28 protein-coding genes and 1 tRNA gene are annotated in these 26,158 nt (G+C 56.2%); 12 read left to right on the forward strand and 17 right to left on the reverse strand.

Translation table 11 applies throughout. The features are described from left to right. Positions 1-25: 25 nt before the first annotated feature. Positions 26-1,459, reverse strand: coding sequence for a glutamate--tRNA ligase (gene gltX / locus A6F69_RS07855; RefSeq protein ID WP_067599542.1), 1,434 nt, complete (start codon positions 1,457-1,459; stop codon positions 26-28). Between the two features lie 28 nt (positions 1,460-1,487). Between gltX and A6F69_RS07860 the strand changes: the two genes are divergently transcribed. Continuing rightward, complete coding sequence (locus A6F69_RS07860) at positions 1,488-1,928, forward strand: hypothetical protein (protein WP_067599544.1); 441 nt, start codon at positions 1,488-1,490, stop codon at positions 1,926-1,928. Between the two features lie 62 nt (positions 1,929-1,990). Here A6F69_RS07860 and lexA read toward each other — a convergent pair whose 3' ends face one another. The 10 genes from lexA to A6F69_RS07910 form a co-directional block, all read right to left on the reverse strand. Then, positions 1,991-2,677, reverse strand: a complete 687-nt coding sequence (gene lexA, locus A6F69_RS07865; protein ID WP_067599547.1) for a transcriptional repressor LexA — start codon at positions 2,675-2,677, stop codon at positions 1,991-1,993. Between the two features lie 95 nt (positions 2,678-2,772). Further along, on the reverse strand, positions 2,773-3,960 hold the full coding sequence (locus tag A6F69_RS07870; RefSeq protein ID WP_067599550.1) for a molybdopterin molybdotransferase MoeA: 1,188 nt from the start codon (positions 3,958-3,960) through the stop codon (positions 2,773-2,775). 3 nt (positions 3,961-3,963) lie between these two features. After that, complete coding sequence (gene moaC / locus A6F69_RS07875) at positions 3,964-4,437, reverse strand: cyclic pyranopterin monophosphate synthase MoaC (protein ID WP_067599553.1); 474 nt, start codon at positions 4,435-4,437, stop codon at positions 3,964-3,966. 22 nt (positions 4,438-4,459) lie between these two features. Then, a complete protein-coding gene (trpC, locus tag A6F69_RS07880) occupies positions 4,460-5,245 on the reverse strand; it encodes an indole-3-glycerol phosphate synthase TrpC (protein WP_067599554.1) in 786 nt (261 codons plus the stop codon). Continuing rightward, positions 5,246-6,238 carry an anthranilate phosphoribosyltransferase gene (trpD, locus tag A6F69_RS07885; protein ID WP_067599556.1) on the reverse strand — a complete coding sequence of 331 codons (993 nt, stop codon included), beginning with the start codon at positions 6,236-6,238 and terminating at the stop codon, positions 5,246-5,248. Next, complete coding sequence (locus A6F69_RS07890) at positions 6,235-6,819, reverse strand: anthranilate synthase component II (protein WP_067599558.1); 585 nt, start codon at positions 6,817-6,819, stop codon at positions 6,235-6,237. The genes trpD and A6F69_RS07890 overlap by 4 nt, the downstream gene beginning before the upstream one ends. Before the next feature lie 48 nt (positions 6,820-6,867). Further along, entirely contained in the window at positions 6,868-7,830 is a 963-nt protein-coding gene (gene pip, locus A6F69_RS07895) for a prolyl aminopeptidase (protein WP_067599560.1), read from the reverse strand. After that, positions 7,827-8,633: a phosphodiester glycosidase family protein gene (locus A6F69_RS07900; protein ID WP_245638211.1), complete on the reverse strand. Its 807-nt coding sequence runs from the start codon at positions 8,631-8,633 to the stop codon at positions 7,827-7,829. The genes pip and A6F69_RS07900 overlap by 4 nt, the downstream gene beginning before the upstream one ends. Before the next feature lie 5 nt (positions 8,634-8,638). Then, positions 8,639-10,081 carry an anthranilate synthase component I gene (gene trpE / locus A6F69_RS07905; RefSeq protein ID WP_083984740.1) on the reverse strand — a complete coding sequence of 481 codons (1,443 nt, stop codon included), beginning with the start codon at positions 10,079-10,081 and terminating at the stop codon, positions 8,639-8,641. Positions 10,082-10,174: 93 nt separating this feature from the next. Beyond that, positions 10,175-12,112, reverse strand: a complete 1,938-nt coding sequence (locus A6F69_RS07910) for a peptidylprolyl isomerase (RefSeq protein ID WP_067599564.1) — start codon at positions 12,110-12,112, stop codon at positions 10,175-10,177. A 190-nt stretch (positions 12,113-12,302) separates the two neighbouring features. Between A6F69_RS07910 and tpiA the strand changes: the two genes are divergently transcribed. The 3 genes from tpiA to A6F69_RS07925 all read left to right on the forward strand — a co-directional run bounded on the left by tpiA (position 12,303) and on the right by A6F69_RS07925 (position 15,235). After that, positions 12,303-13,064: a triose-phosphate isomerase gene (tpiA, locus tag A6F69_RS07915; RefSeq protein WP_067599567.1), complete on the forward strand. Its 762-nt coding sequence runs from the start codon at positions 12,303-12,305 to the stop codon at positions 13,062-13,064. Between the two features lie 81 nt (positions 13,065-13,145). Then, positions 13,146-13,514, forward strand: a complete 369-nt coding sequence (gene secG, locus A6F69_RS07920) for a preprotein translocase subunit SecG (RefSeq protein WP_067602805.1) — start codon at positions 13,146-13,148, stop codon at positions 13,512-13,514. Between the two features lie 86 nt (positions 13,515-13,600). After that, positions 13,601-15,235 (forward strand): CTP synthase, encoded by a 1,635-nt coding sequence (locus tag A6F69_RS07925; protein WP_067599570.1) that lies wholly within the window; start codon positions 13,601-13,603, stop codon positions 15,233-15,235. Positions 15,236-15,626: 391 nt separating this feature from the next. On the opposite strand, the gene A6F69_RS07930 is transcribed toward A6F69_RS07925, so the two are convergent. Beyond that, on the reverse strand, positions 15,627-16,100 hold the full coding sequence (locus A6F69_RS07930) for an Hsp20 family protein (protein ID WP_067602809.1): 474 nt from the start codon (positions 16,098-16,100) through the stop codon (positions 15,627-15,629). A 154-nt stretch (positions 16,101-16,254) separates the two neighbouring features. Between A6F69_RS07930 and grxC the strand changes: the two genes are divergently transcribed. The 4 genes from grxC to A6F69_RS07950 all read left to right on the forward strand — a co-directional run bounded on the left by grxC (position 16,255) and on the right by A6F69_RS07950 (position 17,935). Next, positions 16,255-16,512: a glutaredoxin 3 gene (grxC, locus tag A6F69_RS07935; RefSeq protein ID WP_067599572.1), complete on the forward strand. Its 258-nt coding sequence runs from the start codon at positions 16,255-16,257 to the stop codon at positions 16,510-16,512. Between the two features lie 33 nt (positions 16,513-16,545). Continuing rightward, on the forward strand, positions 16,546-17,337 hold the full coding sequence (locus tag A6F69_RS07940; protein WP_245638212.1) for a carbon-nitrogen hydrolase family protein: 792 nt from the start codon (positions 16,546-16,548) through the stop codon (positions 17,335-17,337). A gap of 9 nt (positions 17,338-17,346) precedes the next feature. Beyond that, a complete protein-coding gene (locus A6F69_RS07945; protein ID WP_067599578.1) occupies positions 17,347-17,814 on the forward strand; it encodes a DUF1178 family protein in 468 nt (155 codons plus the stop codon). 44 nt (positions 17,815-17,858) lie between these two features. Then, positions 17,859-17,935 (forward strand) — tRNA-Arg (locus A6F69_RS07950). A gap of 6 nt (positions 17,936-17,941) precedes the next feature. Here the strand turns inward: A6F69_RS07950 and A6F69_RS07955 are convergent. From A6F69_RS07955 to A6F69_RS07965, 3 genes are all read right to left on the reverse strand, one after another. Further along, a complete protein-coding gene (locus A6F69_RS07955) occupies positions 17,942-19,123 on the reverse strand; it encodes an MFS transporter (RefSeq protein WP_067599581.1) in 1,182 nt (393 codons plus the stop codon). Then, complete coding sequence (locus A6F69_RS07960; RefSeq protein ID WP_067599585.1) at positions 19,120-20,034, reverse strand: haloalkane dehalogenase; 915 nt, start codon at positions 20,032-20,034, stop codon at positions 19,120-19,122. Before A6F69_RS07960 ends, A6F69_RS07955 begins: the two co-directional genes overlap by 4 nt. Before the next feature lie 71 nt (positions 20,035-20,105). After that, on the reverse strand, positions 20,106-20,951 hold the full coding sequence (locus tag A6F69_RS07965; protein ID WP_067599588.1) for a mechanosensitive ion channel family protein: 846 nt from the start codon (positions 20,949-20,951) through the stop codon (positions 20,106-20,108). 158 nt (positions 20,952-21,109) lie between these two features. On the opposite strand from A6F69_RS07965, the gene A6F69_RS07970 reads away from it, so the two are divergent. The 4 genes from A6F69_RS07970 (at position 21,110) to A6F69_RS07985 (ending at position 25,221) form a co-directional block, all read left to right on the forward strand. After that, positions 21,110-22,267 carry an acyl-CoA dehydrogenase family protein gene (locus A6F69_RS07970; protein ID WP_067599591.1) on the forward strand — a complete coding sequence of 386 codons (1,158 nt, stop codon included), beginning with the start codon at positions 21,110-21,112 and terminating at the stop codon, positions 22,265-22,267. Between the two features lie 69 nt (positions 22,268-22,336). Then, complete coding sequence (locus A6F69_RS07975) at positions 22,337-22,636, forward strand: FtsB family cell division protein (RefSeq protein WP_067602813.1); 300 nt, start codon at positions 22,337-22,339, stop codon at positions 22,634-22,636. Positions 22,637-22,776: 140 nt separating this feature from the next. Next, the gene (gene pdhA / locus A6F69_RS07980; protein WP_067599594.1) at positions 22,777-23,859 is read left to right on the forward strand and encodes a pyruvate dehydrogenase (acetyl-transferring) E1 component subunit alpha; all 1,083 of its coding nucleotides are present in this window, start codon (positions 22,777-22,779) and stop codon (positions 23,857-23,859) included. A 3-nt stretch (positions 23,860-23,862) separates the two neighbouring features. Then, positions 23,863-25,221: a pyruvate dehydrogenase complex E1 component subunit beta gene (locus tag A6F69_RS07985; RefSeq protein ID WP_067599596.1), complete on the forward strand. Its 1,359-nt coding sequence runs from the start codon at positions 23,863-23,865 to the stop codon at positions 25,219-25,221. A 63-nt stretch (positions 25,222-25,284) separates the two neighbouring features. Here the strand turns inward: A6F69_RS07985 and A6F69_RS07990 are convergent, their stop codons facing one another. Both A6F69_RS07990 and A6F69_RS07995 read right to left on the reverse strand, forming a co-directional pair. Next, positions 25,285-25,713 carry a TadE/TadG family type IV pilus assembly protein gene (locus tag A6F69_RS07990; protein WP_067599599.1) on the reverse strand — a complete coding sequence of 143 codons (429 nt, stop codon included), beginning with the start codon at positions 25,711-25,713 and terminating at the stop codon, positions 25,285-25,287. Further along, positions 25,710-26,153 carry a TadE/TadG family type IV pilus assembly protein gene (locus A6F69_RS07995; RefSeq protein WP_067599602.1) on the reverse strand — a complete coding sequence of 148 codons (444 nt, stop codon included), beginning with the start codon at positions 26,151-26,153 and terminating at the stop codon, positions 25,710-25,712. The genes A6F69_RS07990 and A6F69_RS07995 overlap by 4 nt, the downstream gene beginning before the upstream one ends. Between the last annotated feature and the right edge of the window lie 5 nt (positions 26,154-26,158).

The following is a 26,158-nucleotide window of genomic DNA, read 5'->3' on the forward strand; positions in this document are numbered from 1 at the left end:
ACGTCTCCTTCAATCCTGCGTAACGTCAGCCCGCTGCAGCAGCCTGCGCATCGATACGGGCCAATGCCTCTTCCCGTCCCAAAAGGACCAGAACATCGAAAATACCGGGCGAGGTTGTCGTTCCGGTAAGCGCTGCGCGCAGGGGCTGCGCGAGCTTGCCGAGGCCCAGTTCGAGCTCTTCGGCGAGTGACTTCGTAGTGGCTTCGAGTGCGTCGATTGTCCAGTCATTTTCCGCCGCGAGACGTGCAGAAAGCAGACCAAGACGCTCACGCGCTTCCTCATCTAGCAAATTGGCCGCTTTTTCGCTCATTTCCAGCGGGCGTTGCTTGAACAGGAATGCCGCACCTTCGGCTAGATCATGGGTGCTCTTTGCGCGAACTTTCAACACTGGCATGGCCCGGGTTAGCAGTTCCAGATCAACCGTCCCCTCAATCAGAGGCGCTACGATCTGAGCGAGTCGAGCATCGTCTGCCTCGCGAATATAATAGCCGTTGAGGTTTTCGAGCTTCTTCATGTCGAACCGCGACGGGCTCTTGCCAACGCCCTTGAGGTCAAACAGTTCGATTGCTTCTTCACGGCTGATCTCCTCACGATCACCGTGACCCCAACCGAGCCTGAGCAAATAGTTGAATAGCGCTTCGGGCAGAATGCCGTGATCGTCCCGGTAGGCTTCAGCGCCGAGCGAGCCATGGCGCTTGGACATTTTCGCGCCATCAGATCCATGGATCAGTGGAACGTGCGCGTAAACGGGCGGCTCCCAACCACCTTCGATTGCCTGCATGGCATGATAAATCGGAAGCTGGCGAAATGCGTTGTTCAAATGATCATCGCCGCGAATCACATGAGTGACGCCCATATCGTGGTCATCGACCACCACTGCCAGCATATAAGTCGGCGATCCGTCAGCACGCAGGATAATATAATCGTCAATCTCTTCATTGCGGACGGTGACGTGACCTTGGACCGCGTCTTCGATGGAGGTTTCACCTTCAGTCTTGGTCTTGATGCGGATAGTATAAGGAGCGCCTTCGGGGGCCTCCGATGCATCGCGATCACGCCAGCGCCCGTCATAGCGCATCGGCTGCTTATTGGCGCGTTGCTCGGCCCGCATGGCCTCAAGTTCTTCGGGTGTTGCAAAACACTTATAGGCATAGCCTGCCTCGAGCATCTTCAACGCTATTTCGGCGTGGCGCTCGGCGCGTTGAGATTGAAACACCGGTTCTTCATCATAGTCGAGGCCAAGCCAGTGGAGCCCGTCTAGAATGGCATCAATGGCTTCTTGTGTAGAGCGTTTCTTGTCTGTGTCCTCGATCCGCAACAGCGCCTTGCCGCCGTGATGGCGCGCATAGAGCCAGTTAAACAGCGCAGTTCGCGCTCCGCCAATGTGGAGAAAACCTGTTGGTGATGGGGCAAAGCGGGTGACAACTCTGCCTGCGCGCGCGCCGCTTTCGCTTGCCATAAGCCTTTGTTTCCTTTCCAATGCCTGGATGGCGACGCAACACACGCCAGTGGTTCCCACAGGGGCCGACGCCCAAGCCGGCGATGCTGCAGTGCAGCGCCAATGGCGCATGACGCTGTCTGTGTCCAGTGTCACCAATGCTGCGGAACAATTTCTTTCAGAATCCGGATTCGATCGCGGGCCTTGGCTGGTGGTCGCATTCGCTGCCGAGATCGCCAGTTGGTTCGCATTGCAGGATCCATGGCAATGGATCGCCGCGATCGGGGCCGGACTACTCATGGTTATGGCCGGCGCTGCAATTCTGACAGATCGCTGGCTGCCGATGTCTTGCCGTCCGAAATGGTTAAAGGCCGATGGAAAATTTCTGGCGAGGTCAGGCGGTCTGGCAATTGTCTTGGCCGATCAGCGAATCCAGACGGTCTCAGATCATCAGGGACAGCACGGTTGGTGGCGCGCCGAGCTTGACTAGGTTGGGGCTCTAGTCTGATTGGGGACAGCTCAGCGCGCAGGACAACCGCATAAGAACAAAGTTTAGTGGTAGCGGCGCAGCAGACCTGCGAGCTTGCCTTGGACAACAACTTCGTGCGGTGCGTAGACCTGTGGGTCATAGGCACCATTGGCTGGATCCAGACGGATCATCCCATTGTCACGGTGCAAGTATTTGAGGGTGGCTTCTTCGTTGCGCACGAGGGCAACAACGATTTCTCCATCCCGTGCACTGTCGGCACGTTTCACCAAGGCATAATCGCCGTCAAAGATACCTGCCTCGATCATGGAGTCGCCCGACACTTCAAGAGCGTAGTGCTCACCGGGGCCAAGCAGGGCCGCTGGCACCGGCATACTCGATTGACCTTCGAGCGCCTCAATCGGAGCGCCCGCCGCGATGCGACCGTGCAGTGGGACTTCGATAATGTCATTAGCCGGTTCGGGTGCCGTTGGGGCAGGGCTCGTAACCCGCGCTACCGGATCATTGGCCGGTGCTACACGACCCGCAGGCGTGGCATCTTCCGGCATCTTGATAACTTCAAGCGCGCGCGCACGATTGGCCAAACGCCGGATAAAACCGCGTTCCTCCAAAGCCGAGATCAAGCGGTGCACGCCTGACTTGCTCTTGAGGTCGAGCGCTTCCTTCATCTCTTCGAATGATGGGGAAATGCCGGTTTCTTCCAAACGCTGCTGAATGAAACGGATCAATTCGTGCTGCTTTGCCGTCAGCATGGCGAAAACCTCCTCTGGTCGCCTATCCCGCTTTCACGCGATATGGTGAACGAATGAAGAACAATTAGGCAACGAGTTCTGGCAAGTCAAGCAATTCAGCCATTTTTCAACAGCAGGCATGGAACATGTGTTCCCGCTTCGATCTCATCCGAGCGAGCCGGGCGATCAATTAAGCAATTGGCTTGTGCGAGCGCAGCTAGCGCTGACGAGTCCTGCGAATCGGCCAGCTGGACGCTGTCTCCGTCCCAATTGGCGCGCAGGAATTCGCGGCGTGAACCAATCGAGGGTAGGTCGCACCCTGCGGCGAGGGTTGCTCTGGCGGGAAGGGGTTGCTTTGCGCCCATAGCTGCACGCACCAACGGAAGCACAAACAAGAAGCACGTGACAAAGCTCGACACCGGATTTCCGGGCAGGCCGAAAATCACCTGCTTGCCGCGCGTAGCCACCATGATCGGCTTGCCGGGCTTCATTGCGACTTTCCAGAAGTCGAGCTTTGCACCCCATGCCTCAAGCGCTGGACGCATCAGGTCGTGGTCGCCCACCGAGGCGCCGCCCGTAGTTACCAAAATGTCTGCGCCGTCAGCTTTCGCGAGGGCGGAGGCGAGCGCTTCGCGGTCATCGGGCACCGGACCAAGCCTGACCACTTCACAGCCCAATTCTGCCAGCATTGCAGCGATCATCGCGCCATTACTGGCCGGGATCTGATGTTCGGCGCAGTGTGCTGGATCGGCTACCAATTCATCGCCGCAGTCGAGAACTGCAACCTTTGGTGCACGGCGAACATTCAGCGAGGCATGACCGGCACCAATCGCCAGCGCCAGCTGCGCAGGGCCAATGGGTGTTCCAGCATTAAGGACAGTATCTCCGGCAGAGAAGTCGAACCCGCGTTGCCGTATGTGACGCATGGCGTTTGGGAAGTCCTGAAAGCACGTCACAAATGCGTCATCGACCTGCGCATTCTCCTGAATCAGAATACGGTCTGCGCCGGACGGAACATGCGCTCCCGTTGAAATGCGCACTGTCTCGCCATGCTCAAGCTTACGGTCAAAAGGTGCGCCGGCGCGGCTTTCACCCACCAGTTTCCATGGGCCTTGATACTCACCGCCGATTGCATAGCCATCCATAGCCGAAAGATCCGCTGGTGGCTGGGTGCGCTGTGACTGCAAGTCCTCTGCGAGATACCGTCCCGTGGCAGTTCCAATCGGAACGCTTCCGATCGGCATTTTCGGCGCCAATGCCAGCACTCGCTCCTGTGCTTCTTCCAAAGTGAGCATTGCGCCCATGGGTCAGTCAGCCACCCAATGCCCGGATTTGCCGCCCAGCTTTTCCAGCAGGCGAACCTCCCCGATAACCATGCCCTTATCCAGCGCCTTGGCCATGTCGTAGATCGTCAATAGCGCCGTTGAGGCCGCTACCATCGCTTCCATCTCGACCCCGGTCTTGCCGGTTAGCGAAGCGGTGGCTGTAACGCGCACACCATCGTCTTCGAAGGTGAACTCGACGTCTACAGCATCCAAGCTGAGAGGGTGGCACAACGGGATCAGATCGCCAGTCTTCTTTGCCGCCATGATCGCAGCAATTCGCGCAGCGCCCAAAACATCGCCCTTGGGTGCATCGCCAGCCTTGATCGCGGTTAATGCATCGGCGCTCATGCGGATGATGCCGCCAGCGCGCGCCATGCGCTCAGTCGCCAGCTTAGCCCCGACATTGACCATGCGGGCGGTGCCGCTTTCATCGAGATGGGTCAGGCGTTTGCTCATGGTTCGCCTTTCTGGCCGATGTTCAGCCTTGCAGCAATGCCCGCGTGGCTGCCGCGACGTCATTCTGACGCATCAGGCTTTCGCCCACCAGGAATGTACGCACGCCAGATTTCGCTAGGCGCGTGAAATCTTCATGGCTGTTGATACCGCTTTCCCCGACCAGCAGCTTGTCTTCAGGCGCAAGCGGTACAAGACGTTCAGTGGTTGCGAGATCGGTTGTGAACGTCTTTAGGTTACGGTTGTTCACGCCAATCAACCGGGACTTGAGCTTGGCTGCGCGTTCCATCTCCGCTTCGTCATGCACTTCAACCAAGACATCCATGCCGCGCTCGAGTGCCGCGGCTTCGATTTCTGACATCACGTTGTCTTCCAGCGCCGCCACGATAATCAGGATCGCGTCAGCTGCAATCGCGCGAGCTTCAGCAACCTGCCACGGATCGATTATAAAGTCCTTGCGCAAAACAGGTAGATCGCAAGCCGCGCGGGCCGCCTTCAGGTAATCTTCGTGGCCTTGGAAATAAGGTGCGTCAGTTAGGACCGAGAGGCACGCCGCGCCGCCAGCTTCATAGGCCTTGGCGTGGTCAGCCGGATCGAAGTCCGCGCGGATCAGCCCTTTGGAAGGCGATGCCTTCTTGATTTCAGCGATCAGCGCAAAACCGGTTTCGGCCTTGGCGCGCAAGGCCGCTTCAAACCCGCGTGGGGCTGATTGACCTGCTGCGCGATGATCGAGCGCAGTCACAGACCGCTCGGCGCGGCGTTGCGCCACCTCGATCCGCTTGTTTGCGCAAATTTCCTCAAGCTTGTTCATCTATTGCGCCAGCTCGATCCATTTGCCGAGCAGCTCCGCCGCTTTGCCGCTATCAAGCGCCACGGCCGCCATTTCTGCGCCTTGGCCCCAGTCATCGGTCTTGCCAGCAACAACCAGCGTTCCAGCTGCATTGAGCAGAACCGCGTCGCGATACGGCCCTGGCGTTCCTTCCAGAAGTGCTTTCAAAGCTTTCGCATTGTGAGCAGCATCGCCGCCGCGAATAGCCTCTACCGGGGCGTGCGGCAAACCAGCCATCTCCGCATCCATGCGACGCATTTCAAACTCGCTGCCGGTAACGTCGGCAAGTTCGTTTCCGCCTGCAAGGCTCAGTTCATCGAGGCCTTCATCACCTGAAACAATGAAAGTGCGTTCCGTGCCAAGCCGCGCCTTAGCTTCGGCATAGATCGGGACATAGGCAGGGCGTGCGATCCCGATCAACTGGCGTTTGACGCCAGCGGGGTTAGACAGCGGACCCATCAGATTGAAGATTGTGCGTTTACCCAATTTCTGTCTGATGGGCTGAATTCTACCCATCGCGGGGTGGTGGTTCTTTGCGAAAAGGAAACAAATGCCGATTTCGGCGAGTGTTTTCTCCGCCGTTCGTCCTGCCGCATCCATATCGAGGCCCAGTGCTTCCAGAGTGTCCGCTGCGCCGGATTTGCTGGATGCCGCGCGATTTCCATGTTTCGCCACTGGCACACCGCAAGCCGCGACTACCAGCGATACCGCGGTCGAAACATTGAGGGTATGATGGCCGTCGCCGCCGGTTCCGCAGCAATCGACCGCGCCTTCAGGTGCTTCGATCGGTATGAGCCGCGCGCGCAAGGCTCGCGCCGCACCGGCAATTTCTTCAGCCGTTTCACTGCGCTCGGTCATTGCCAAAAGGAAACGCGCGATCTCGTCATCACTCGCGTCACCATCGAGGATCCAGCCGAAGACTTCTTCAGCCTCGTCTTCGCTCATGTGCGGTACTGCGAGGGGTAGCGTCTTCATGCGGTTTCCTTTGTTTCCATTCCGCAAAGTGCAAGGAAGTTGGCGAGAAGGGCATGTCCATGTTCAGTCGCGATGCTTTCCGGGTGGAATTGCACCCCGTGGATGGGCAAGTCCTTGTGGCGGAAGCCCATTGTGTAGCCATCGTCCGACGTCGCGTTGACCACCAGTTCCTCCGGCTGATCTTGCACCACCAGGCTGTGATAGCGCGTGGCGGTGAATGGGGAGGGCAGGCCCGCGAATAGGCCCGATCCATCATGCGTGACTGGCGAAGTCTTGCCGTGCATCAAGCCGCCTCGCTCAACTCGTCCGCCAAAGTGCTGGCCGATCGACTGGTGACCAAGGCATACCCCCAAGAGTGGCTTGCCAGCATCTGCACACGCGGCGACCAGATCCAGGCTGATACCGGCTTCATTGGGAGTGCAGGGGCCGGGCGAGATCAGGAACCCGGCTGCGTTCGTTTTGATCGCGTCAGCTGCGCTCAGCGCGTCATTGCGCTCGACACGGACCTCTGCACCCAGTTCCATCAGATAATGGACTAAGTTGAAGGTGAAGCTGTCGTAATTGTCGATAACAAGGATCATTGCGATGCCGCCTTCGCGGTTTGCGCGACCGCGATCAAGAAAGTTTTGCTATGTGGAGGTTTTCCCCGCCAGCTCGTCTGTCGCACGTACAAGCCCATCAACGATGCCCGGTTCGTATGCGCTGTGCCCCCCATCGTGAACAATACGAAGGTCGACTTCAGGCCAGGCCTTCTTCAGTTCCCACGCCGATGTCGGCGGGCAGCAGATGTCATGGCGCCCCTGAACGATGATGCCGGGAATACCCTTGAGCTTGTGCGCATTCTTCAGCAGTTGTGCGTCTTCGAAGAAGAAATCTTCCAGAAAGAACTTTGCGCAAATCCGCGCAAAGGGGACCGCTTTGTCTGGATCTGCAAAAGCAGCTAGCAAGTCTGGGTCGGGCAACAGCGTTGCAACACTGCCTTCCCACAGTGACCATTCGCGTGCAGCGGCAAGCCGGGTTGCTTCGTCATCGCTGGTCAGCCGATTGTAATAGGCTTTAACCAGATCTCCGCGCTCATCTTCAGGGATGAGGCCAGTGAACTGATCCCATTGCTCGGCCATGATCTCGCTCGCGCCGTAGCTGTAGAGCCAGTTCTTTTCCTTCTGCCGCGCCAGGAATACACCCCGAAGCACGAGCTCGTCGCAACGTTCAGGGTGCGTCTGCGCGTAAGCAAGCGAAAGCGTCGCGCCCCAGCTGCCGCCAAACACCTGCCAGCTATCGTGCCCGCACATTTCACGCAGTTTCTCGATGTCGGAAACAATGCGCCACGTGTCGTTGTTCTCAATCTCTGCAAAGGGCAGTGATTTGCCGCATCCGCGCTGATCAAAGAGCAAAACATCGTAAAGTTCAGGGTCCCACTGACGCCGGTTCTTTTCGCTGATTCCGCCGCCCGGGCCACCATGCAGAAAAACAGCGGGTTTAGTGCCCGGAGTACCGACGCGCTCGTAATAGAGTGAGTGCCCTTCGCCGACATCGAACATGCCGGTCTCGTAAGGTTCGATCTCTGGGTAGAGCGTACGCTCGTAGTTCATTCGCTTACCTTCTTTGTCACCACGATTAGGGGGCCGATATTGTTGATGTCATCCATGCGCTCGGTCACCGGGTCCCATAGGCCTGAAACTCCACCGTCGAGATAAAGCGCATTGGGGGTTTGCAACTCGTCACGGAAATAACGCGCCAATTGTCCGAAGCTAAGCGCTGACTCAGAGATAACGAAATGCGCCTTGCCGTCGTCGTCAATCCCAACTCCGTTGCGGACGATCTTGGACGGTCCATCATCCTGAATCTCGGGATGCAATTGTCCGTCAATAACCAGCATCGGCCCGGACTGAATACCGAACTGCGGGCGATCACTCACGTTGAAGAGAAAATCAGTGCTGGTCCGGATTTCCCAAAAACCGTCGGTGCCGAAGAACACACCGTTGGGCTTCAAATAGAAGTTGCCGGTGCCATCCCCGCGGTCAAGTTCCTCAAGCCGCTGCCCCTCCTCGACGTAATAGCCAATCGGCGATCCATCGCCTTCGTACATTCCGCCGTTCATGGCAAAGGCAACCACCGCTGCGTCATCGCCCAAGGCTTCGCCGTAGGTTTTCAGCGAGCGGTAAGCAGTGCCTGCCGGATCGGCGAGCACGGTCGAGATCTTGTGCTTGGCAGGATCGGCTATGCAGTGGGTCAGTGGAACGTCTTCGAAAATCGCTACTTCGCATGCCGAAGCCTCTCGACGCAGCGCAACTCGGGTCTCAGAACCTGAGCCAATTTCTGTGCGTGTGACAGGCTCACCACCTTGTAGTTCGCATCCACTAAGCGCGATGGCTGAGACGACGAGGAAGATCATGGACCTCATTGTCCAAACTCCGGTTCACTCGCGACACGTGCCGCTTCGCGTGCCGCGGCAATAAGTGCACCTGCCTTCGCCTTGCATTCGGCCAATTCATAATCGGGATCGCTGTCCGCCACGATGCCAGCGCCCGCCTGAACGTGCATCGTACCGTCCTTCACAACGGCGGTGCGAAGTACAATGCAGCTGTCCACGGATCCATCGGGTGCGAAATAGCCAACTCCGCCAGCATAGGCGCCTCTGGCCTCTGGCTCTAGCTCTGCAATAATTTCACATGCACGGATCTTTGGCGCGCCGCTGACTGTGCCGGCGGGAAAACCTGCGAACATTGCATCGATCGCATCGTGGGCGAGGTCGAGCTTCCCGACAACGTTGGAAACAATATGCATGACATGACTGTAGCGTTCGATGGTAAAGCTGTCGGTGACCTGGACCGATCCTTTAGAGGCCACGCGCCCAACATCGTTGCGGCCCAAATCAAGGAGCATGAGATGTTCTGCCCGTTCCTTGGGATCATCAAGTAGGCTTGCCTCGTTGGCATTGTCTTCAGCCGTGTTCGCACCGCGCGGCCGTGTTCCGGCAATCGGGCGAATTGTAACTTCCCCGTCTCGCACCCTGACCAGAATTTCCGGGCTTGAACCGACAACGGAAAAACCCGGCAGATCCAGAAAATAGAGGAAAGGAGATGGGTTCACGCGACGCAGCGCGCGATAAAGCTCCATCGGCGGGAGCGGGAAGGGGCATGTAAAACGCTGGGCCAGAACAACCTGAAAAATATCGCCGGCAGTAATGTAATCCTTCGCGCGCAAGACGATTTCTTTGTATTCGTCAGCGGCGAGCACGGGGGTGAGATTCATGTCTGGAGTTGCGGACGCGCTAAGATGCGGCGCCTTAGAACGGGACAATTTCCTCAGTACATCGTCGATCCGCTCTCCTGCGCGTTCGATAGCCGCATTCGCGTTTTCTGCCTGCCAAATTGGCGTAATTGCAAACAGCGTGTCAGTTAGCCCGTCAAACACCAGTATGATTGTAGGCCGGACGAACAGCATGTCCGGCAGTTCAAGCTCGCTGTCGGGCGCACGCGGCAGATCTTCGACCAATCCAACAGTCTCGAACCCGAAATACCCGACCAAGCAAGCAAGCGCGGGCGGGAGATCTTTAGGAACATCGATCCGGCATGATTGTGCGAGTGCCCGCAACGCATCAATGCTGCCTTGCTCGCAGGTCTCGAATGCTCCACGATCTTGCTGCCATTTCGCGTTTATTTCAGCCTCTTCTCCACGTGCCTTGAACACCAGATCAGGGTCAAGACCCAAGAGGCTGTAGCGTCCGCGAACTTCGCCACCTTCGACCGATTCAAGCAGAAAATCGCCTCGTTCGGGCTCTATCAGCTTGGCTGCAGCGCCAACCGGTGTTTCGGTATCGGCAATGACCTTGCGCCACACAAGCGCCGGCTTCCCTTGAGTCAAAGCCTCCGCTGCTGCTGTGGAGTTAGCCGGCAGATGTGCTTCCGAATGGCAGGACAACCGGCCAGCTCCTTACTGGGTCTCGCCAGTCATCTGGCGGCGCACAGCATCAAGTGCAGCAGGGTTCGTTTCAACCCCCAGTTCATCACGAATTGCACGGGTCATCTGATTGGCGAGTTCGTCGCTCATTGCGCCGCGAAGCTGTTCGCGGGCCCCTTCGATGATGGGGTCATTCCCGGAAACTTCCGGAGTATCGATGTCCTGCAGGTCGACAACGAACCAACCGAGGCTATTTGGTGCTTCCAGCCGCTTCGTAGTGCCTTCAGCCATGCTGAACATCAACGCCAGCGCCGGCGGGATTTGCTGGCCCTGTGCCAGCAAGTCTTCGCGATTGAGGCTAAGGTTGTCGACCGGGGGCAGGGCGGTCTCTTCGTCTCGGAAAGCAGCAGCGAGCGCAGCATCGCCTTTGACTCGCGTAATCACCCGATCCGCCGCCTCGCGTGCAAGCGCAGCACCTTCGGACAGACGCCAGTTCAGCACAACCTGATCGCGGATCTCGTCAAGCGGGGCCGCGGCAGAAGCGGTGATTTCGGACACTTCGAAGATCATGAAGGTCGTGCCGCGAACGATTTCCGCCAATTGCGGCTCACCCTCTTGCATCTGGAAAGCAGTGCTGACTGCACCAACCAATTGAGGCGGCAATTGTGCGCCAGGGACGCCGTAGATCTGGCCTTCTGCAGTGATCGGCGCAGTCGAAGCAATTTCGACTTCGAGATCCTGCGCCACCTGTGAAAGCGCAACGCCGCTATCAACCTGTTCTTCAACGCGCGCACTAAGATCGGCAAGAGCAATTGCTCGTTTCTCTTGCAATAATTGTTGACTGATTTCAGCGGAAACACTGGCAAGTGGCCGCTCTGCTATGGTGTTGATGTTGTCGACACGTACAACATGCCAACCAAGTGAACTGCGTGCTGGCTCGGCAATTCGCCCGCGCAGGGCATCGAAGACTGCAGCGGCGACAGCACCGGACGTCTGGTTGCCATACGCCTCTTGCCTTATCGGGCCAATCTGTGTGGTGCTGAAGCCGGCTTCACGCGCGACCGCCGCGAGAGACGCTCCGTTGCCGACGCGTTCGCGAATGCTATTGGCAGCGTCCTGCGTGGGCACGATCAACTGCGTGAATGTGCGTTCTTCGCTTGCCGCATATTGCGCACGATCACGCTCATAGCGGGCGGCAATCTCTTCTTGCGTAGGCGTGACATCAGTGTCCAGATTGTCGACCCCAAAGGTTGCGTAGCGCAGCACTCGACGCTCTGGCCGGATGTAATCGCTGCGATTTTCCTCGTAGTAGGCTGACAACTGTTCTTCCGTTGGGTCGCCCTCAGGTGCAAAGGATGCGCTGGGGACAAATCCAACCGCGCCGGTGCGACGCTCCCGAAGCAAAGAGGCATAGCGGATGGCAAATTTCTGCGGCATCCTCACGCCGCTTAACCCCGGCACGACCAGCTGCCGTGCAAGCAGGCTGTCACCCAAATCGCGCCGCAGCGTCGCTTCATTAAGACCACGCTGGCGCAAGGCCGCTTGGAATGCGTCCTGGCTAAAATTGCCGTCTGGGCCATTGAAAGCCGGAAACTGCAGAATTTCACTGTTGATTAGGTTTTCTCCAGCGCGAAGTCCGTATTCACGAGCATAAGCACCGACTGCGGTGCGATCGATCATCTGCTCGAGAACTTCTTCAAAACCCCCTTGAGCTGCGAAGATTGGCAAGGTGATGGTCGGGTCTTCCTGGCGAACCTGATCGATTGCGTTGCTGACTGCGCGACTGAAATCGGCGTTTCCGATCTTCTCGTCTCCAACAATTGCCACACGGTCTCCGCCTGACACGCCGCCAAACGTGGCTTGATTTGCCACATCGCTGCTGGCGAAAGCGAAGGCGATTAGGACTAAGAAACCCAACGTTATGCCGAGGCCGAGCTTAGAGCCGAAAAATTTACGAAACAGCGTAATCATATATGCGTGCAATCCACGTTGGCTCGCCGGATGGGGCGAGGGATTTATTTAATCGCTGCGCTTTATCGGCCCTGCGGTGTTGCCGCAACAGGTTGCGAACGCTTTTGACTGATTGTGAAAGGTCGTCTAGCGGGATCGCCCCCCAACGCCCATATGGGGGACAAGATTCGTAAGAACAGGAATTCCTCTTATGGCCGAGCGGCCTTATATTGTTGGCAATTGGAAAATGAACGGCACGCGCGCAATGCTATCTGAAGCGCGAACAATCGATCGTGCAGCTCAGCGACATATGAAGGTTGAGGTGGCGATAGCGCCCCCATACACTTTGATTCATGCTGTTCATCGCGAAGTCGAACAGATTGGTGTCGGTGCACAGGACTGTCATCCCGGCTTGGGCGGCGCATTCACCGGCGATATTTCGGCCCCCATGGTGGCCGATGCAGGGGCAAAATTCGTCATCGTTGGGCATAGTGAGCGCCGACAGGGCCATGGCGAGAGTAATGCACTTGTGCGGGAAAAGGCACAGGCTGCACTTGATGCAGGCATGCGTGTAATCATGTGCTGCGGCGAAGATTCCAAGACGCGTGAAGGTGGCAAGGCAGTCTCTTTCGTGACAAAGCAGCTGAAAGCGTCGCTGCCAGAGATGGAAGATGCCGGAGAGCGATTGACCGTTGCGTATGAACCGATTTGGGCGATTGGTACGGGCAATACGGCCACGACCGATGATATCGCGGCGATGCATGCTGAGATTCGCAAACTGTTGGTCAAGCTCTATGGCGAAGAGCAGGGATCGGGAGTGCGCATTCTTTACGGCGGCTCGGTCAATCCCGACAACGCGCGAGAGATCCTCTCGACCCCTGAAGTCGGTGGCGCGCTCGTCGGCGGTGCTAGCCTGACCGCAGACAGCTTTATGGGTATTGCGCTGGCTGCAGGCGATCCGCCTGAAGGTTAAGTTCGCCAGATTAACGCCTCAACACTTGTTCATTGACGTTCGTGCCCCTAAATGGCCGCGAATAGCTTTACCGGAATTATCATGTCGTTATTTCTCTTCCTGACTGTCGTCCAAGCCATCGTTGCGGCTGCGCTTGTTGGTGTCATCCTGATGCAACGTTCTGAAGGCGGTGGTTTGGGAATCGGTGGCGGGAGCCCGGGAGGCCTAATGGGCGCGCGTGGTGCGGCCGATTTCCTTACCCGCTCAACTCGTTGGCTGGCTATCGCTTTTGTTGCCCTATCGATCACGCTCGCTGCTGTTGCAGTTGAAACTGCCGGGGGCGATGAAATCAGCACGACGCTCGACCGGTCGGTCGCTCCTGCGGATCCGCTTTCACCGGCGGCCGATCCGCTGGCTCCGGCGCAGGACGCGCCGGCATCAGACGATCCGCTTTCGGGCGCGACCGAGTAAAAACATCCAGACTTGTGGATTGCGCGCCAATGAGCGCCGCAATTTGCTTGCCACGAATCCAATTCAACGCTTAAGGCTTGCCTCCCATGGCGCGGTATATTTTCATCACCGGCGGCGTGGTCTCCTCGCTCGGAAAAGGTCTCATGGCAGCAAGCCTCGGTGCTTTGCTGCAAGCTCGCGGCTATAAGGTCCGCATTCGCAAGTTCGACCCCTACCTGAATGTCGATCCAGGGACGATGAGCCCTTATCAGCATGGCGAAGTGTACGTCACAGACGACGGGGCCGAGACTGACCTCGATCTTGGCCACTATGAACGCTTCACCGGAGTTTCCGCGCGCCAGGCGGATAACATCACTTCTGGGCGTGTCTATCGTGACATCATCGCCAAGGAACGTCGGGGCGATTATCTGGGTGCGACGGTTCAGGTGATCCCGCACGTTACCGATGCGATCAAGGAATTCGCGCTTTCTGGCCAGGATGATCATGATTTCATCCTGTGCGAGATTGGCGGAACGGTGGGCGATATCGAATCGCTGCCCTTTATGGAGGCTATCCGCCAGCTGCGAAATGAACTGGAACCACAACAAACTGTTTCAGTTCATGTTACCTTAGTTCCTTACATCGCGGCAGCCGGTGAACTAAAGACGAAGCCGACACAGCACTCGGTGCGCGAACTGGCCAGCCTGGGCATCAAGCCGGATGTCTTGCTGTGTCGTGCGGAGCACGAAATACCAGAAGGGGAACGCAAGAAGATCGCGCAATTCTGTAACGTGCGGGCGGAATCGGTGATTCCGGCGCTTGATGCGCCATCGATTTATTCGGTGCCGTTACAGTATCATCAGGAAGGTCTCGACGCCGAGGTCTTGCGCGCCTTCGGGATCACTGATTCGGCAGAACCAGACTTGTCAGCATGGAACGACGTCACTGATCGTTACTTCAACCCGGAAGGTGAAGTGACAATCGGCGTGGTGGGCAAGTACGTAGGTTTGCCTGACGCGTATAAATCCTTGAATGAAGCCTTGGTGCATGGTGGACTGGCCAATCGCGTAAAGGTCAACATCAAGTGGATTGATGCGGAGATTTTCGAAGGCGATGACGCCGAACTCGCGGCGAAACTTGAGCCGCTGCACGGCATTCTGGTTCCTGGCGGTTTTGGTGAACGGGGAAGCGAGGGCAAAATCGCCAGCGTCAGGTTTGCGCGCGAACGCAAGGTGCCGTTCTTCGGAATCTGTCTCGGCATGCAAATGGCCTGTATCGAAGGCGCTCGCTCAGCAGGAATAGCCGCGGCATCGTCAACAGAGTTCGGTGAGACGAGTGAGCCTGTGGTGGGCATCATTGAAGAGTGGATGAGCGAAGAGGGTTTGCAAACGCGTGAAGCAGGCGGAGATTTGGGCGGCACCATGCGGCTCGGCGCCTATGATGCAAAGCTCTCTGCCAATAGTCATGTTTCCCGTGTCTATGGCGGTGCACATGAGATATCTGAACGTCACCGGCACCGCTACGAAGTGAACAGCGCATATATCGATCCGTTGGAAAAATCGGGCTTGGTATTCTCGGGCATGTCGCCTGATGGCTTGCTGCCTGAGATCGTTGAACGACCAGATCATCCCTGGTTTATCGGGGTACAGTTTCACCCCGAATTAAAGTCGAAACCGTTTGATCCGCATCCATTATTTGCTGGATTCGTTGCTGCGGCCTTGGATCAATCGCGCTTGGTGTGACCCTCAAATAGGGGACATGCGGAATTCAAGTGCACCCCAACCCTATTAATTGGTTTGAGTGCAACATACAGAATTCTAAGGAAAAAAAGCCAAGATTTCCTGTTTTCTCGACCCGTGTCGCGTTCTTACAAGTCAGTTAAAAAATTCTTGCGCAAAATGCCTCCATCGCAACAGTTTTGCGAATAATTCCGGGGGGTTTCCGGCAATAGGCAGTCTGATGCTGCCATTAAATAGTTCGCTGGCGGTCTATGTACTGTCTGGCACTGGACTCGAGTTGGTTTGTACCGTCTTTTGCGACCCGGACGTTACAGGCCGAACGAGGCGACGCAAGTCGCAGGGGGCGGATGAACGGTCCGCCCCCTTTGATTCCAAGTTTCAATAATTTTTGCTGTCAGGCTGCGTCAGCTTCGTTGTCGTCTGGCGAAGGCACTGCTTTCAGTGTGGTTTGGCCGTTCACAGCGATTTTCTTCGGTTTCATAGCCTCTGGAACTTCACGAACGAGATCTATGATAAGCAGACCATCCGCCATGTCGGCACCTTCGACACGTACGTAGTCAGCCAGCTCGAAACGGCGCTCGAACCCGCGATTGGCGATGCCGACGTGTAGCATTTGGCCTTCAGGGGCATCGTCGCGCTTCCGGCCTTGTACAGTCAGAAGGTTCTGTTGCGCGGTGATGTCGATGTCGTCAGGGCGAAATCCCGCGACCGCCAGCGTAATGCGATATTCATCGTCTCCGCGGCGTTCGATATTGAAAGGGGGATAATTGTCGCCGGTATTCTGGCGTACCTTGTTTTCGAGCAAGTCGAACAGGTGATCAAAGCCAACCGTTGAACGGCGATACGGTGTAAAATCTGGTCGTGACATATCAAATCCTCTTTTGAGCAATTCAAAGTTGTGCGAAGCCTGCAAACACAGCGCTTCGATGGGTTTGCCTCGGCCCCCATTGCGGCGAGCCTCGACATGCTTCAAATAGGGCGCGTAATCCGGTTTTCAAGACTTGTAAGGAACACGAAAGGCGATGCCGAAGATCGATATCTACACCAAGTTTGCTTGCGGATTTTGCGTTCGTGCAAAGCGCTTGCTGACGGAGAAAGGTGCGGAATTCAACGAATACGACATCACCTTGGGTGGCCCCAAGCGTGAAGAGATGCTCCAACGTGCTCCGGGGGCAATGACCGTACCGCAAATCTTTATCGGTGATGTTCACGTCGGCGGTTCGGATGATCTCGCTGCGCTTGAACGCGAAGGCAAGCTAGACGCGCTCTTGGCCGGATAGTCTACCAAAGTGCCGCGCATAGCCGTTTTGCAAATGACTTCCGGGATCGATCCCGAAGAAAATTTTGCTGTGATCGAGCAAGCGGCGAAGGATGCTCACACGCACGGGGCGTCGATGCTGTTCACGCCTGAGATGAGCCTGCTTCTTGATCGGGATCGCAAGCGAGCTGCACCACACATAGGCTCGCAATCAGCTTCGCCATATCTCAAGCGCTTTGCTTCAGTTGCGGTTGAGCAAACACTTTGGATGACTGTTGGGCTTCCAGTGCTTCTGCCCACCGGTCGATATGCAAATCGGCAGATGTTGTTCACGCCAACGGCGGGATCCCCGGTCGGTTATGACAAGATCCATATGTTTGATGTTGAGCTATCAACCGGTGAAACCTGGCGCGAAAGTTCCGCTTATCAGCCTGGCGAAGAGGTGGTTACCGCAGAAAATACACCGATCGGTCGGCTAGGCCTGACGACGTGCTATGATATGCGCTTCCCTGCGCTTTTCGAAGAACTGGGCCGGCGCAAATGTGATGCGATTACCATACCGGCGGCCTTTACCAAGCCAACCGGAGCAGCACATTGGCATGTCTTGCTTCGCGCCCGCGCCATCGAAGCTTCGGCATATGTGATCGCCGCCGCGCAAGTTGGAAAACACGAAGACGGGCGCGAAACCTATGGTCATTCGCTTGTGGTCGATCCGTGGGGCGAAGTGCTGCTCGATATGGGCGGCGAGGAACCGGGCCTGGGTTTCGTGGATTTAAGCATGGAACGCATCACTGAAGTCCGTTCTCAATTACCGAGCCTTGCCAATCGCCGCCCAATCTCCAAATAGAGCCGCGGAATGATTGTTTATGACCTCATCTGTGACCAGAGCCATCGATTCGAAGGCTGGTTTGGCTCGTCGGACGATTATGTCGAACAGCTCGAACGGGGCCTGCTGTCATGCCCGCATTGCGGGAGCGAAGCCGTGACCAAAGCTCCGATGGCGCCGGCGGTCCCGGCCAAAGGCAACACAAGATCTGACACGGTGACATCTCGCGACACCAGCCAACTTTCGAACCAGCCAATGCCGCCAGAAGTTCAGCAGGCGCTGAACAAGCTGGCAGAGGCGCAGGCCAAAGCATTGAAGAAGAGCACGTGGGTGGGTGATAAGTTCGCTGAGACTTCGCGAAGAATGCATTACGGTGAGACGGACGAGAAACCGATCCACGGGCAGGCCAGCCTGGAAGAAGCTCAGAGCCTGGTTGACGAGGGTATTGCCGTTGCACCGCTTCCATTTCCGGTTGCACCACCAGACAAACTTAATTGATTAGGCGTGTGGCGCTGCTATTGCGGCCATAGAGCAATCGGAGTGGCCCCGTAGCTCAGCCGGATAGAGCACCAGATTCCTAATCTGGGGGCCGCGTGTTCGAATCACGCCGGGGTCACCAATTCAACTATGCCCAGCGTTTGAATGCGAAGAACGCCAGCGACGTATTCAGCAGCGATGCACCGACTATCATCGCGCAAGTCGCTGCCCATCCACCCCAGTCATAGGATGCGGTGCCCAGAATGCTCCCAAGCCCGCCGCCGACAAACATGACAACGATGTAAATCGTCGTCAGGCGAGTGCGAATTTCCGGTGCAAGCGAGAGGAAAGTCATTCGGCCAGTCACATCAACACCCGGACCGACGAGATTTACGATTATCAGAGGGACGAGGATGGCCACTGCACTCACACCAAATGGATAGAGCAAACTGGTTCCAACTAGCTGCAACGCTGCCAAAACAACTCGAGCCTTGCGTGCGCCGACCCTGTCAGCCCAGCGGCCGATGCGAGGGGTGGAAAGGATACTGACTGCGGCAATTCCGGCAAGATAACCTACAACGTCGACACCGTATCCAAGCTCAGGGCTCGTAAGGTGTAGAGCCAGCGCGAGCCATGTAGCCGTAAACATGGCAAAATTGAGTGCTTGAATAGCAGCGGACAACAAGACTTCGCGGTGTTGTTGTGCCAGTTTGACTACCGAAAGCAACAACTCCGCATAGCTGCCTTTTGGACGCTTCTCGACGTGCGTCTCGCTGCGCATGGAGACCGGCAAGAGCAGCGTGACGGCAACCATCAGCCCGGCCGCGATCCAGAACACGGCACGCCAACTATAATACTCGGCCACTATTCCTGCGCCGACGCGCGCAACAAGTATGCCGAAAATAACGCCGGCGGTAAGCAGCGCAGTAACCTGACCCAACCTCTCAGGCGCGACACGCTTGGATGCAAACGCGGGAAGCAAGTAGGGAGCGATTGTCACAAAGCCGAGTAAGGTCGATGCAAGCGTGAACAGGAGCAGTTCTGCGGCAATAGCCATGCCCAACATCGCGATCGTCTGTAGGCTGACAAAGGTGATGCAAAGACTGCGGTTTGAGTATCGGTCACCCAATGGCAGCAGCAGGAAGATACCAACCGCGAGCGCGATCTGATTCAGGGCTGGAACTAACCCAATCGACCCCGCATCGACGCCAAAGTCACGCGCGACTTCGCCGATTATCGGATGGATATAGTAAGCGTTCGCGGTCACCACTGCTGTGGTGGCGGCAAGCCCATACTCCTGTGTTCGGCTGAGGTAGCCCGCTTGGTTCAATCCAGAGACCCAGCCTTCTTTGCCATTTCGATTATGCCTTGTGAGAGGTCAACTGGCCTGTCTTCCTGACAGAAGTGACCACATCCGGACAGAATATCGTGAGGCTGCCCTTCCGCACCTTTAATCCGGCTTGCCAACATGTCTCCAAGCCCTCCAGTCACTGGATCGTCTGCTCCGAATAGAGTCAGAAAAGGTTTGTCGAACGTGGCGAGATTTTCCCAAGCAACTTTGTTTTCTTCGATCCCGGCCATGCCATCTTCAACTGGAACCAGTTGAGGAAATGCGCGAGCGCCAGCTTTGCTTGGCTCGTCAGGGAAAGGGGCGTCATAGGCCATGACTTCTGCGGCAGATCGCTCTGTGAAGGTCGCGCGTTGCAGCAATTCTCCAATCTTGAATTCGGGCGAACTCTTGGCGAATTCGCGCCATGCCAGAAATGCAGGGGAGGGCGTGCCGCCCGTAGGAAGGAACGTGTTGCTAGCCACCACGAATGCGAAGCGTTCCGGTGCGTTTCCAACCATTCGTAGGCCAAGCAGCCCGCCCCAATCCTGACAGAAAAGTCCAGCTTCTTGCGGGACGACCGCCTCGCGCCATTGTTCGAGCCAATCGACATGGCGCGCATAGGTGTAGAAGCCTTGCTCGTCGGGCTTGTCACTTTTTCCAAAGCCGATCAGGTCTGGCGCCAGACAGCGAAAACCAGCTTCCACCAAGATCGGGATCATCTTGCGATATAGAAAGCTCCAGCTTGGTTCGCCGTGAAACAGCAGCACAGGAGGCGCATCCTTCGCGCCCTCATCAAGATAGTGCATCCGGCCACGATGACCGTCACCCAAATCAATCTCGAGCCAATTTTCAGCGAATGGATAGTCCGGTATGTCGGTGAAGCGGGCGGCGTCGTAACTGATTATTTCCATTGCACTCATCCTCCTCGAGAGAATTGAGTAGCATGAAAAAACCCAATTGCCAGTTGCTTAAGTAGCGAAGATTATTTGTCGAGAGGAACGGGCTCTTTGAACGTGTGCGTGACATATGGGAATGGTACCTCGATACCCGCATTATCCAGACCTGACTTAATCGCGCGAATGATTTTGTCGCGGCTCTCGTGCCCGGCACGCGGAGCTGCACCGGCCCACCATCGAACCAGGAAATCGACCGAACTGGAGTTGAACTCGCAAGCGAACACATCGATGCCCTTTCCGACATCGACAGCGTCAACGGTTTCCACGGCAGTTCGGATAACCTCTGCCGCCTGATCCAGATCGGTGTCATAGGACACCCCGACCACAACTGTATGGCAACGTTGTTCGACATCGGTCAGTATCTCAACCGGGCTCTTGAACAGGATTGAGTTGGGAACGACGGTAAGCTCACCCGAAGCCGCGCGGATATGTGTCTCGCGCAAGGTGATATGTTCGACCTTTCCATTGATGCCTTCGCATTCGATCACATCACCGATCCGCATCTTTTCGCGCAGCATGATAAGAACGCCAGCAAGGAAATTTTCGAAGATATCCTGAAACGCGAAACCGATTGCCACTGCGCCAATGCCAAGCCCGGCAAACAGGCTGCCGGGTGTCAAATCGGGGAACACGATGATCGCTGCCAACATCACGCCAAACAGCCAGATCGCCAGTTTGACCAATGTCTCGATCAGGTTGCGCAGCGATGGTCGTAGCTCTGTCTTACCAGTAATCTTGTCCGCGATTTTAGCTGCTGAACCGGCGACAAGACCTGTAACAAGCAAAACTATTATGGCGATGACCAGGACCGGTAGCGTAGACACAAAGCTGTTCCACATGGACGTTACCTGGTAATCGATCTGAGAGAGCATGTGCGGGTCTTTCTGTTGCTTGCAATTGCAATGAATAAAGCATCACCGCGGTTCCGAAAAGGTCCCTAGAGTTTCACATCTATCAACTTGGGGAGGTGGACTTGGCGCCTACACTTGGGCAAGCAGCGCGCGCAAGATAGAGAGGATCTCCGGCTCATATGCAGGAAAGTGAAGAACTGGCTGAAATCCGTCGTGCGGTACGTGCTTTGTGCGATGAATTCCCTGGCGAATATTGGCGAGAGAAAGATCGCACGCGCGATTATCCGGCCGAATTTGTCGATGCCTTGACAAGGTCCGGTTTTTTGGCGGCTCTAATACCAGAAGAGTTCGGCGGAAGCGGACTTAAGCTTGATGCGGCGGCGGTCATCATGGAGGAAATCCAGGCCAGCGGATGCAATGGTGGTGCGGCGCACGCACAAATGTACATCATGAATACATTGCTGCGTTACGGAAGTGAGAAGCAGAAGGCCAATTATCTTCCGAAGATTGCGAGCGGAGAGCTGCGCCTTCAGGCATTTGGCGTGTCGGAACCGACAAGCGGCACTGATACGCTATCGCTAAAAACCCGCGCCGTCCGTGACGGAGATGAATATGTCGTCAATGGTCAGAAGATATGGACAAGCCGGGCTGAACATTCTGACCTGATGCTGCTTTTGGCGCGGACTACACCGCGGGATCAGGTCGCGAAGCGCACCGAGGGACTTTCGATTTTCCTTGTTGATATGCGCGAAGTCATCGGGAAGGGGATGACGATCAAGCCAATTCGTACGATGATGAATCATTCATCCTGCGAAGTATTCTTTGACGACATGCGTATCCCGGCGAGTGCATTGATCGGCGAGGAAGGGAAGGGCTTCCGCTACATTCTCTCAGGCATGAACGCCGAGCGTATATTGATCGCTGCGGAATGTATTGGTGATGCCAAATGGTTCATTGAGAAAGCCAAAGGCTACGCTAGCGAACGCGAAGTTTTCAGCCGGCCAATTGGTAAGAACCAGGGTGTGCAGTTTCCGATCGCGCGTTGCTACGCCCAAATGCGCGCAGCCGAGTTGATGGTGCACCATGCTGCCGATGTTTATGATCAGGGCGGAAATCCGGGCGAGGAAGCGAATATGGCGAAACTGTTGGCCTCTGAGGCGAGCTGGGCGGCCGCGGATATGTGTGTTCAGACTTTTGGCGGTTTCGGTTTTGCGGAAGAATACGATGTCGAGCGCAAGTTCCGCGAGGCGCGGCTTTACACAGTTGCGCCAATTTCGACCAACCTGATTCTGTCGTATCTGTCTGAGCACGTGCTCGGACTGCCGCGTTCATACTGATTTGTTAAACAAAGCGCTTGCGTGCGGCGATTAACTATGATTCTGTGCGTGTCGGAGATCGGGGCGGACATGCGCAAACCACTACACGAACAGATACGGCAAGGGGTAGCATTGGCAGCTTTGCTTATGTTTGCTGGTTTTGCCATCGTTGGGCCAACCGGTTTGCTTACTTGGAATGAAAGTGAAGAGCTCCTCAAGCAGAGGCATGCACAGATTGCCGCGCTCGAAACACGCAGGGACATGCTCAAGAACAAGGTTGATCGACTAAGCCCAGATGGTGCTGATCCGGATCTGGTCGGCGAGCTTCTCCGCGAAAACCTCAATGTGGTTCATCCGGACGAAATTGTGATCACACTCGAAGAGCACTGAACTGCGCTTAGACGAGTCAAAACCATCAGAAGATTTCGTATGCAGGACGCGCTCTTGACGTTGCGTAACGGCGCTGCTTGCGCCTATAGGATGCGCGCAAGACATCCCTCAGGGTAGAACAACAAGCAAGGATTTGAGCTTTGGCCAAAGCCGCGAAAACGACGAAGAAGTCGTCCACAAAATCATCTGCATCTGACAATCTCGATTTCGTGCTCCATTCTCTTCAGGAAGCGCATGAGAAGAGCCCGAAATACGACGCCAGCGAAGAAGAACTGCTCACTTTTTACGAGCAGATGCTGCTTATCCGCCGTTTTGAGGAGAAAGCCGGTCAGCTTTACGGGCTAGGGCTGATTGGCGGTTTCTGTCACCTGTATATCGGTCAGGAAGCAGTGGCGATCGGTCTTCAAAGCGCGCTCGATAATGACAAGGATAGCGTGATCACCGGCTATCGCGATCACGGCCACATGCTTGCATATGGCATCGATCCGAATGTCATCATGGCTGAGCTTACCGGACGCCAGGCAGGTATATCGAAGGGTAAGGGCGGCTCGATGCACATGTTCAGCACCGAGCATAAGTTCTACGGCGGTCATGGTATCGTTGGTGCGCAGGTTGCCTTGGGTGGTGGCTTGGCACTGGCTCATAAGTACAATGAAGATGGCGGGTTGTGTCTCGCCTATTTCGGTGACGGGGCTGCGAACCAGGGACAGGTATATGAGACCTTCAACATGGCGGCTCTATGGAACTTGCCGATCGTATTCGTTGTTGAAAACAACCAGTATGCGATGGGTACGAGTACCGTCCGCTCCAGTGCAGAGACCGAATTCCACCGCCGCGGCACAGCATTCCGTATCCCAGGTATGGATGTGAACGGCATGGACGTTCTCGAAGTTCGTAACGCCGCAGAGATCGCGTTCAAGCATGTGCGCGAAGGCGGTGGACCGGTTCTGATCGAATGCAACACCTACCGTTATCGCGGACACTCGATGTCCGACCCTGCCAAGTATCGCACGCGTGAGGAAGTTCAGGGAATGCGGGACACACGGGACCCGATTGAGGCGTTGAAGAAGGTGCTGATGGAGAAAGGCAAGACCGAAGAGGAATTGAAGGCCATCGACAAGGCGATCCGTGCGCGCGTCGCAGAAAGCGCTGACTTCGCCGAGACCTCGCCTGAGCCCGAACCGGCTGAACTCTACACAGATGTTCTGGTGGAGGAGTATTGAGCCATGGCTATTGAACTCAAGATGCCTGCACTTTCGCCCACCATGGAAGAAGGTACGCTTGCGAAGTGGCTGAAGCAGGAAGGCGACACGATTGAGCCCGGCGATATCATCGCCGAGATTGAAACCGACAAGGCGACGATGGAATTCGAAGCCATTGATGAAGGTGTAATCTCCAAGATACTTGTCGCTGAAGGCACAGAGAATGTTGCAGTGGGCACTGTGATTGCTGAGCTGGAAGGCGAGGGTGGCGAAGCAAGCACATCGGAAGCTGCGCCCGCAGCCGCACCTGACCCGGCACCCGAACCAGCGCCTACGCCTGCCCCTGCAGCAAAATCAGTTGCTCAGCCGAAATCAGACCCTTCAATTCCGGAGGGCACGAGCTTCACCAGCGTTTCGGTTCGTGAAGCTCTGCGCGATGGCATGGCCGAAGAAATGCGCCGTGACGAACGCGTTTTCGTGATGGGCGAGGAGGTCGCCGAATATCAGGGGGCTTACAAGGTCACCCAGGGGTTGCTCGACGAGTTTGGCCCGAAGCGCGTTATCGATACTCCGATCACCGAATACGGTTTCGCTGGTATCGGAACTGGTGCGGCGATGGGTGGCTTGCGTCCGATCGTCGAGTTCATGACTTTCAACTTTGCGATGCAGGCAATCGACCACATCATCAACTCCGCTGCCAAAACCAATTACATGTCTGGCGGTCAGATGCGCTGCCCGGTTGTTTTCCGTGGCCCTAATGGCGCGGCGAGCCGCGTGGGAGCGCAGCACAGCCAGAACTATGGCCCTTGGTACGCAAGTGTGCCCGGTCTGATTGTGATCGCGCCTTACGACAGCGCGGATGCGAAAGGTTTGATGAAAGCGGCTATCCGCAGCGAAGACCCGGTCGTCTTCCTTGAAAACGAGCTGGTCTATGGCCGAAGCTTCGATGTTCCGGACTTGGACGATTATGTCCTGCCGATCGGCAAAGCCCGTGTCATGCGCGAAGGTAGCGATGTCACAATTGTAAGCTATTCGATTGGCGTGGGATTGGCCCTCGAGGCAGCCGAAACACTTGCTGGCGAAGGAATTGATACGGAAGTTATCGATTTGCGCACCTTGCGACCGCTCGACCGTGAAGCGGTCCTGACCTCGCTTGCCAAGACCAACCGCTTGGTTATCGCGGAGGAGGGATGGCCAACATGTTCGATCGCTTCAGAAGTGCAGGCGATCTGTATGGAGGAAGGCTTCGACCATCTCGACGCGCCTGTATTGCGCGTCTGCAACGAAGATGTGCCATTGCCGTACGCTGCGAACCTTGAAAAGCTCGCGTTGATCGATGCTCCCCGCATCGTCGAAGCTGCTAAGAAGGTCTGCTACAAATAACCCATATACAAAAAATGGCGGGCTATGCGGCCCGCCATTTCCTATTTCAGCCTCACCACACGACTATTCGTCGAGCAAGAAGATCGGCCGAGTATAAGTAAGGTTGGGTGAAACCCAGTTTACCAATGGCACAACTGCCGGCGGTGTGTAGGTCAGCGTCAGTGTTTTTTCGAAAGTTCCGTCGACACGCGGCGTACCAACAGCCGTTACGGTAGCGTCAAACGAGCTGTTTAGCAGATATGGTGCGCTCATCGCTTGGGCTTCGGCCCAATTCTCGATTGCTGCGTCTGAGATCTCGTTTTGCTTCTGATACTCGACAACAGCATACCGCGCTGTCTCTTGTGCAATTGAACGCATGGAGTTTTTGGCCTGCATGCCAAGCCCTACCTGAAACACTCCGAACAGGAGGCCGATAATCGCTGGGGCCAGAATCGCGAACTCAACAATGGTAGAGCCGCGTTCATCGCGTAGGATACTGCCATTCTTGATCATGATATTTGCACCCGGCGTTCGACTTTAAAATTGACAGGCTTTCCAACGCCGAATTCGGTCCATGCAGGAGTATATGTGTCCTCCATGGTGATGATTACGAATTCTGACACCACGGCGCTTGTCCCGCACGTGGTAGGATCATCGATGAGCGTGGCGGTGGTATCGCACCGGTATTTGAGGTCAATCTTCACCTTGTCCGTCGCTAAACCCGTGGAGGCTTCGATGATTTGCTCCAATGTCGCCCGTTCACTGGCTTCGTCGGGCGAACGCGCAAGCGTTACCTGAGCAGCTTCGGCTGCTGCAGTCTGAAGCTCTGCCTGGCGCGAGACGATATTGCTGACTTCAAGCCCGCCAAGCACCATCGTAGCCAGTATCGGCAAGATGAATGCGGTCTCAATTGCAACACTGCCGCGTTCGTTCTTTGCGAGTTTCTTGATCATTGCTT

The sequence above is a fragment of the Altererythrobacter ishigakiensis genome, assembly GCF_001663155.1.
GTDB lineage: Bacteria > Pseudomonadota > Alphaproteobacteria > Sphingomonadales > Sphingomonadaceae > Erythrobacter > Erythrobacter ishigakiensis.

Coding starts and splice junctions, on each gene's coding strand:
- A6F69_RS07990 (WP_067599599.1), bottom strand. CDS start 25,713: ATGATCAAGAATGGCAGTATCCTACGCGATGAACGCGGCTCTACCATT.
- secG (WP_067602805.1), top strand. CDS start 13,146: ATGTCGTTATTTCTCTTCCTGACTGTCGTCCAAGCCATCGTTGCGGCT.
- A6F69_RS07860 (WP_067599544.1), top strand. CDS start 1,488: ATGGCGACGCAACACACGCCAGTGGTTCCCACAGGGGCCGACGCCCAA.
- moaC (WP_067599553.1), bottom strand. CDS start 4,437: ATGAGCAAACGCCTGACCCATCTCGATGAAAGCGGCACCGCCCGCATG.
- A6F69_RS07870 (WP_067599550.1), bottom strand. CDS start 3,960: ATGGGCGCAATGCTCACTTTGGAAGAAGCACAGGAGCGAGTGCTGGCA.
- tpiA (WP_067599567.1), top strand. CDS start 12,303: ATGGCCGAGCGGCCTTATATTGTTGGCAATTGGAAAATGAACGGCACG.
- grxC (WP_067599572.1), top strand. CDS start 16,255: ATGCCGAAGATCGATATCTACACCAAGTTTGCTTGCGGATTTTGCGTT.
- A6F69_RS07985 (WP_067599596.1), top strand. CDS start 23,863: ATGGCTATTGAACTCAAGATGCCTGCACTTTCGCCCACCATGGAAGAA.
- pip (WP_067599560.1), bottom strand. CDS start 7,830: ATGAACTACGAGCGTACGCTCTACCCAGAGATCGAACCTTACGAGACC.
- A6F69_RS07900 (WP_245638211.1), bottom strand. CDS start 8,633: ATGATCTTCCTCGTCGTCTCAGCCATCGCGCTTAGTGGATGCGAACTA.
- lexA (WP_067599547.1), bottom strand. CDS start 2,677: ATGCTGACGGCAAAGCAGCACGAATTGATCCGTTTCATTCAGCAGCGT.
- A6F69_RS07890 (WP_067599558.1), bottom strand. CDS start 6,819: ATGATCCTTGTTATCGACAATTACGACAGCTTCACCTTCAACTTAGTC.
- A6F69_RS07975 (WP_067602813.1), top strand. CDS start 22,337: ATGCGCAAACCACTACACGAACAGATACGGCAAGGGGTAGCATTGGCA.
- A6F69_RS07960 (WP_067599585.1), bottom strand. CDS start 20,034: ATGGAAATAATCAGTTACGACGCCGCCCGCTTCACCGACATACCGGAC.
- A6F69_RS07970 (WP_067599591.1), top strand. CDS start 21,110: ATGCAGGAAAGTGAAGAACTGGCTGAAATCCGTCGTGCGGTACGTGCT.
- trpC (WP_067599554.1), bottom strand. CDS start 5,245: ATGAACAAGCTTGAGGAAATTTGCGCAAACAAGCGGATCGAGGTGGCG.
- A6F69_RS07945 (WP_067599578.1), top strand. CDS start 17,347: ATGATTGTTTATGACCTCATCTGTGACCAGAGCCATCGATTCGAAGGC.
- A6F69_RS07940 (WP_245638212.1), top strand. CDS start 16,546: ATGACTTCCGGGATCGATCCCGAAGAAAATTTTGCTGTGATCGAGCAA.
- A6F69_RS07910 (WP_067599564.1), bottom strand. CDS start 12,112: ATGATTACGCTGTTTCGTAAATTTTTCGGCTCTAAGCTCGGCCTCGGC.
- A6F69_RS07925 (WP_067599570.1), top strand. CDS start 13,601: ATGGCGCGGTATATTTTCATCACCGGCGGCGTGGTCTCCTCGCTCGGA.
- A6F69_RS07965 (WP_067599588.1), bottom strand. CDS start 20,951: ATGCTCTCTCAGATCGATTACCAGGTAACGTCCATGTGGAACAGCTTT.
- gltX (WP_067599542.1), bottom strand. CDS start 1,459: ATGGCAAGCGAAAGCGGCGCGCGCGCAGGCAGAGTTGTCACCCGCTTT.
- A6F69_RS07930 (WP_067602809.1), bottom strand. CDS start 16,100: ATGTCACGACCAGATTTTACACCGTATCGCCGTTCAACGGTTGGCTTT.
- trpD (WP_067599556.1), bottom strand. CDS start 6,238: ATGAAGACGCTACCCCTCGCAGTACCGCACATGAGCGAAGACGAGGCT.
- A6F69_RS07995 (WP_067599602.1), bottom strand. CDS start 26,153: ATGATCAAGAAACTCGCAAAGAACGAACGCGGCAGTGTTGCAATTGAG.